The organism is Desulforhopalus sp. IMCC35007 (assembly GCF_005116575.1).
In the GTDB taxonomy this organism is placed as follows: Bacteria; Desulfobacterota; Desulfobulbia; order Desulfobulbales; family Desulfocapsaceae; genus Desulforhopalus_A.
Map to the genome: position 1 here is coordinate 82,401 of NZ_SWCN01000022.1, position 6,067 is coordinate 88,467.

At 45.5% G+C, this 6,067-nt stretch carries 7 protein-coding genes; 4 read left to right on the forward strand and 3 right to left on the reverse strand.

The window, feature by feature from the left end; translation table 11 throughout:
- Positions 1-10: 10 nt before the first annotated feature.
- The 4 genes from idnO to FCL48_RS19715 all read left to right on the forward strand — a co-directional run bounded on the left by idnO (position 11) and on the right by FCL48_RS19715 (position 3,943).
- Positions 11-775, forward strand: coding sequence for a gluconate 5-dehydrogenase (gene idnO, locus FCL48_RS19700; protein ID WP_136874836.1), 765 nt, complete (start codon positions 11-13; stop codon positions 773-775).
- Between the two features lie 94 nt (positions 776-869).
- On the forward strand, positions 870-1,883 hold the full coding sequence (locus FCL48_RS19705; RefSeq protein WP_136874838.1) for a TRAP transporter substrate-binding protein: 1,014 nt from the start codon (positions 870-872) through the stop codon (positions 1,881-1,883).
- A 193-nt stretch (positions 1,884-2,076) separates the two neighbouring features.
- The gene (locus tag FCL48_RS19710; RefSeq protein ID WP_136874840.1) at positions 2,077-2,616 is read left to right on the forward strand and encodes a TRAP transporter small permease subunit; all 540 of its coding nucleotides are present in this window, start codon (positions 2,077-2,079) and stop codon (positions 2,614-2,616) included.
- Between the two features lie 4 nt (positions 2,617-2,620).
- On the forward strand, positions 2,621-3,943 hold the full coding sequence (locus tag FCL48_RS19715; protein ID WP_136874842.1) for a TRAP transporter large permease subunit: 1,323 nt from the start codon (positions 2,621-2,623) through the stop codon (positions 3,941-3,943).
- 652 nt (positions 3,944-4,595) lie between these two features.
- Here the strand turns inward: FCL48_RS19715 and FCL48_RS19720 are convergent.
- From FCL48_RS19720 to FCL48_RS19730, 3 genes are all read right to left on the reverse strand, one after another.
- Positions 4,596-4,922, reverse strand: a complete 327-nt coding sequence (locus FCL48_RS19720; protein ID WP_136874844.1) for a TfoX/Sxy family protein — start codon at positions 4,920-4,922, stop codon at positions 4,596-4,598.
- Between the two features lie 12 nt (positions 4,923-4,934).
- A complete protein-coding gene (locus FCL48_RS19725; RefSeq protein WP_136874850.1) occupies positions 4,935-5,384 on the reverse strand; it encodes a hypothetical protein in 450 nt (149 codons plus the stop codon).
- A gap of 216 nt (positions 5,385-5,600) precedes the next feature.
- Positions 5,601-5,918, reverse strand: coding sequence for an SRPBCC family protein (locus FCL48_RS19730; protein ID WP_136874852.1), 318 nt, complete (start codon positions 5,916-5,918; stop codon positions 5,601-5,603).
- Positions 5,919-6,067 lie beyond the last annotated feature (149 nt).

The following is a 6,067-nucleotide window of genomic DNA, read 5'->3' on the forward strand; positions in this document are numbered from 1 at the left end:
GACTAACATCATGAAAAATCTTTTTGACCTCACGGGCCGCAAGGCTCTCATCACCGGTTCAACACGAGGGATCGGTAATCTTATGGCCAGAGGCCTCGCCGCCCATGGTGCAAGTATTGTCATTAACGGCACCACCCAGGAGGGGGCCGAAAAGGCTGCCCGTTCCCTGGTCGCAGAAGGATACACAGCCGATGCTGTCGCCTTTGATGTACGAAATGCGCAGGCTGTTACCAACGGCATCAAGACAATTGAAGAAAACATCGGCCAGATCGATATTCTCATAAACAACGCAGGGATACAACGCCGTCATCCTTTCCTTGAATTCCCGGAAGACGAATACGATCAGGTCATTGAGGTGAACCAGAAGTCCGTGTTTCTGGTCTCCCAGGCGGTTGGCAGGTATATGGTAAAACGGGAAGCCGGCAAAATTATCAATATCTGCTCCATGCAGTCCGAACTTGGTCGGGATACCATCACTCCGTATGCTGCATCAAAAGGTGCGGTAAAAATGATGACCCGCGGAATGTGCGTTGAACTTGCCCGTTACAATATCCAGATCAACGGTATTGCACCCGGTTATTTTAAGAGCGATATGACCAAGGCTCTCGTGGAAGATAAGGATTTTAGTGCATGGCTCTGTAACCGGACACCGGCAAATCGCTGGGGCGATCCAGAGGAACTGATCGGTGCTGCAGTCTTTCTCAGTTCTAAGGGGTCTGATTTTGTAAACGGTCATCTCATCTTTGTTGATGGGGGAATGTTGGCAGCTGTATAGGGCACTTAAGGGGTCTCTGGTGAGGAGCAAGTTCTGAAAAAAGTTCCTCATGCCTTCAAATAACAACGTGGTCAACTAAACAAAGGAGAAGAAAATGAAAAAATTATCCATGATGGGTGCATTGGCTCTGTCGGTTTCTATGATAGCGTCAAGTGCGTTTGCCGCCGAAATGAGCTTTAAGTTTGCCAGTACTAATGCTGCAGGCGAGCAGGCCTACCAGGTCCAGAAAGAATGGACAGACGCGGTAGAGAAAGCTTCAAATGGCCGGATTAAGATCGATCTGCTACCTCTTGATGCCGTGGTTAAATCCTCGGATCTTCTGACTGGTGTACGAAATAGTATCATTGATGGTGCGGTATCCACTTCTGCCCATTATGCCGGAGATGATGCCGGCTTTGGATTGATCGGCGACACCATCAGTGCCTGGAATAGCGATGAAGACATCCTCAAGTTTTACTATTTCGGTGGTGGACTCGAGGTTGTAGACAAGATTTTCCAGGCATACGGTGCAAAGCTGATCGGCGTCTGCATCACCGGTGCCGAGTCCCTACCTTCCAAAGTTGAGATACGCAAGGTTGAGGATTTCAAGGGTGTTAAAATGCGCGCCCCTTCTGGACCAATCCACAAGCTGTTTGCAAAGATGGGTGCAGCTCCCGTCGGTTTACCGGGATCTGAGATCTACACAGCTCTCGAAAAAGGCGTTATCGATGCGGCCGATTTCTCTACCTTCTCCAACAACCAGCAGCAGGGTGTACACTCCATCGCCAAATATCCGATCTATCCTGGAATCCACTCTTCACCCACCGTTCACATCATCATGAACCTCAAAAAGTGGGATGCACTACCTGAGAATGACAAGTTTTTCATGGAAAGATTCTTCAAAGGCCTGGCCCTTGATTCCCTGCTCAAACCCCATTATGAAGACCGTATCGCCTACAGTACCGCCATAAAAGAGGGCGTCACCCCAGTTGCATGGAGCGACGAGGAAAAAGCGAAAGTTCGCGCTAATGCCCGTGAAATTTGGGCAGAGATTGCTGATCAGTCTGAAATCGGCAAAATGTATTATGATGCTCTCCAGAAATTTCTGGACGCTCAGGGGATGAACTAACCGGCATTGCTGGACCAGACAGACAAGTTCCATAAAACCCATGAAAGCAGGATCTTTACGCGAAATCCTTTATCCCGAATAAGGGAACTTTCATAAAAAGTTACATTCTCAATTTTAAAACCTGACATACCGCCACCGGGGCCTGTAGCAATACAGTCTCCGGTGCGCTCTTTCGTTCTCAGGAGGGCATTGAATGAAAATGAGCCAACTCATCGACAGGATCTTTATCCGCCTCGGACATTTAGTATCGATTCTGTTTTTAGTCGTCGTCTGTATCAGCTTCTTTGAAGTGATCATGCGGTATGCTTTCAACTCGCCAACCATCTGGGTCCACGAAACCACTTCGTTTCTGGTAAGCCTCGCGTTGTTGTTTGGAGGCGTTTCCTGTTATGCTGCCGAAAAGCACATAGCTATGACCTTTATCTCCGACAGCTTTCCAAGAATGGTTCGCTGGTACACGGTACTCTTTGTCGAAACCTGTACTCTGGTCTTTGCCCTCATGATGGCCTACGGTGCATTCCTGTCGGCAAAAGATGCTTTTATCTCACCGTTTGGCAAATTCCGGATGCAAACGTCTGGTTCTGCCCTTGATATGCCGTTTCCAGCCCTGAACAAAGGCTTTTTCTTCCTCACCTGTCTTATGCTTATTTTCCTGGTGGTACTGCACCTGCTGCGGCACCTGTCAATCTACAGAGAAACGAAAGCCAAATGTCTCGCCTCAAAGAAAGGATAATAACATGCTGAGTGCCTTGGGTATAGCCACCGGAACACTGATCATCTTTATGATGATGTTGTCGTTATTGTTTGTAGGAATGCCGTTGGGATTTATGACTGGCTTTATTGCACTTTCCATGTCTTATTTCTGGTTCGGTAACATCGCAATGATGCAGATGGTTGCCAACCGGGTCAGTGATTTCACCACCTCGTACACTTTTATCGCAGTCCCTATGTTCGTTCTTATGGCTACCTTGCTTGATAAAACCGGTATTGCCCGGGATTTATACAATGCCATGCGAGTCATGGCCGGTCGGATAAGAGGCGGTGTGGCGGTACAGAGCATGGTCGTTGCCGTCATTCTTGCCTCGATGTCGGGTATTATTGGAGGTGAAACAGTACTGCTCGGCATGCTGGCCCTGCCGCAGATGTTACGCCTTGGTTACAATCAGAAGCTTGCCATCGGTGTGGTTGTCGGTGGAGGGGCACTGGGTACAATGGTGCCGCCGAGTATCGTTCTGATCATTTACGGTATGACCTCAAACGTATCAATCGGCGACCTGTTTCTGGCCGCTGTACCTGCCGCGGCAATCCTGTCCAGCATGTACATCCTCTATATTTTGATTATCTGCAGGATATACCCGGATTACGGCCCTGCCATGGATAAAAGTGAGATGGAGGAGATGACCCGTGAGGATATGAAAAAGATGTTTTTAGACATCCTTATGCCAATCCTTATCGCGGTCTGGATTCTCGGCAGCATCTATGCAGGAATTGCTTCGGTAACCGAAGCGGCTTGTGTTGGTGTTGTAGGGGTGGGACTGGCCGCAGCCATTCGTGGCGAGCTCAATGTCAAAGTTATTTTCGATGCATTGAAACACACCATCAGCACCGTTGGCATGATCATCTGGGTTGGTATCGGTGCTACCATGATCATCGGGGTCTACAACCTGATGGGTGGAGATATCTTTATCAATGACCTGTTTATGGGATTGGATATGCCACCGATTTTCACCATCCTGATTATGATGTTCATCCTACTGATACTTGGCATGTTCCTCGACTGGATTGGGGTGGCAATGCTGACCATGCCAATCTTCGTACCAATTATCACTAACCTCGGATATGACCCGATCTGGTTCGGCGTTCTCTTTTGTGTCAATATGCAGGTATCTTTTCTCAGCCCTCCATTCGGCCCTGCCGCCTTTTACTTAAAGAGCGTTGCACCGGAAGGCATTGAACTGACGGACATCTTTAAATCGGTATGGCCCTTTATAATCATGCAGGTTATCACCCTGGCGATACTGATTACCTTCCCTGAAGTCGTAGAATTTATATACAAATAATTTTCTTTACAACGACCCAGAAGGACATAAACTCCGTTCACTTCAGATACTTTTGGGGATGATGCTACGATCAATCCCCAAAAGATTTTTTCTGACAGTAAAATTTTCCCCGTCTTGTTTGAGTCCAGTTTACCGTCGACCAATCAGTCTCAATCTAACCAATCATTTTTCCAACAGGCAGCAGAGCTTTCTGTAGGCGTTATAAGTCCAATCTGAGTTAGGTAAACCAACGACCGACACAAGGGTTAATGCTCCTCTTACGAAAACACTGACTCTGAGTGCCAGAACTGTGGAGGAACACTTTACATTAACAGAATAACTGCTATGGCCCAGAACATCTCACCCGAGGGTTAACAGGAATAGTCGCTCGTTTGAGTAGGTGAAAAGATTCATTACCTTCGATTTGGCAATATTATCTTCAATGACAAGTTTCAGAAATCACCTTGTCTTTGGTTATGTTGCGAGATTAGTTATGTTGCTCCATTTCCTGGCAATTTTCGAGTATAAGACGGTTATACGATTTAGGAGACATTTCGAATTAGTAGGTAGACAAACTGCTTATGATTTGCAGGTTAAAAATCTTTTATTTTCTGCAAATACCATTTCAGTTCAGTATTCCCCAAAAAGCTCCCTACGAAGTTAAGGAGTAGTTTTAGTTCGACATCAACTGTATGGACAATGATTCTCCGGCCCACTCTATCAGTTCTTCAGGGTCTTCTAGAATATCACCAGGGACATCATAGTAAGACATGATGGTTGCCCGGTTTGAGAAGGGCTTAAATGGAAATGAACCTTCTGCTTCATATTTTTCCCTGTTGGATTCATCAACCCTAAAATACAGGACATCATCCGCGACGATACCAAACATTTTTCCATTCCGGAAGAGTCCTACCCCGCCGAACATTCTACGTGCAGACACTCCACCCCACTTTGAGAGTTGATCAAAAATGTAATCTAGAAATCCATTTGATACTGGCATCTTAGAAAACCTTTATCGGCTTAGTTTTGAGTTATACCGTACATACAAACGTGATGCGATAAAAGATGCCACCAACGTTTCAAGTAGGGCCAATGGTAGAACTACAAAAAGGTTACTCCATTCAGCCAGAAGCATATTAGCAGTAGCAACCCAATAGAGAACGAAGATAAATGCCCAGGACATTACTCCACTAATCACGATGGATTTCAGGTTGTTTCCAAAGACCAGGGCACACAGCCAGAATAAAAATACATACAGGCAGGTAAGCAGGGTATCCCAGAATCCCCATACAGCCAGAATCTGTATATCCCAGATTTTGCCCATCTCAAGAATATAAGGAAAAAACTCCTGCATTTTTGGACGAACATATCCAAGATATCTTACCAGCTCTGAAATGTTCACCCAAAGACTGGTGATGAGTGATATCAACACAAACTCTTTGAGTACAAAATTCTTTTTCATCACTCTTTCTATTGATTTTAATAGGTTAACATTCAGGTGAAAACACGCGATGTGGCCCAAATTGGTTGCAAGTAACTCACTCCCCAGTTTCTGCATACGAGACAAAGCCCGGCATAGAAAGGCCGAGATATCCTGTGAAAAGTGGTTTTATCTTGAACTTGAGTAAAGCCCACCTCAAAAGAAAGGGGAGTTTTTCGATAAATATGACATGTACAGTCACCTTGAACCTGCATTTGTTGCACCTAGCGGGGTTATTCTATATTCCGCTCTTGCTTCATTTTTTCCGTTCTCGGTCAATTTGAGATCATAACCAGATCCTTCCATCCATTTAATAACTTCTCTCTGAAAAGAACGACCAATGTAATAGGTCACGATATCTCTTGAACCTATACCGCTCCACCGCTCAGCCTTGTTCTCTTTCACAAAAGGATGCCACTGTACGACACCGCCAGGCTTTGATATTTGTTCCCAAACCACCTGTGCTGGGGCTGCAATTTCGCTTTCAGCAGAAATGGATTCATCATAGTTGAACATAGTTTTTCCTTAGTCGATTACTTAGCCCGAATATCTCATTAAGTTGAACAAAAAAGGCCACAATTGTTGTATAATTAGCGTGATATCAAGACGTTAATAATATCAACAAAGGTGACCTTATGAAAACAGAGTGTACAAAAGAATATGGT

Bases quoted from the DNA above. Each gene is read 5' to 3' on its own strand.
- FCL48_RS19710 (WP_136874840.1), top strand. From the start codon at position 2,077: ATGAAAATGAGCCAACTCATCGACAGGATCTTTATCCGCCTCGGACAT.
- FCL48_RS19725 (WP_136874850.1), bottom strand. From the start codon at position 5,384: ATGAAAAAGAATTTTGTACTCAAAGAGTTTGTGTTGATATCACTCATC.
- FCL48_RS19715 (WP_136874842.1), top strand. From the start codon at position 2,621: ATGCTGAGTGCCTTGGGTATAGCCACCGGAACACTGATCATCTTTATG.
- FCL48_RS19720 (WP_136874844.1), bottom strand. From the start codon at position 4,922: ATGCCAGTATCAAATGGATTTCTAGATTACATTTTTGATCAACTCTCA.
- FCL48_RS19730 (WP_136874852.1), bottom strand. From the start codon at position 5,918: ATGTTCAACTATGATGAATCCATTTCTGCTGAAAGCGAAATTGCAGCC.
- FCL48_RS19705 (WP_136874838.1), top strand. From the start codon at position 870: ATGAAAAAATTATCCATGATGGGTGCATTGGCTCTGTCGGTTTCTATG.
- idnO (WP_136874836.1), top strand. From the start codon at position 11: ATGAAAAATCTTTTTGACCTCACGGGCCGCAAGGCTCTCATCACCGGT.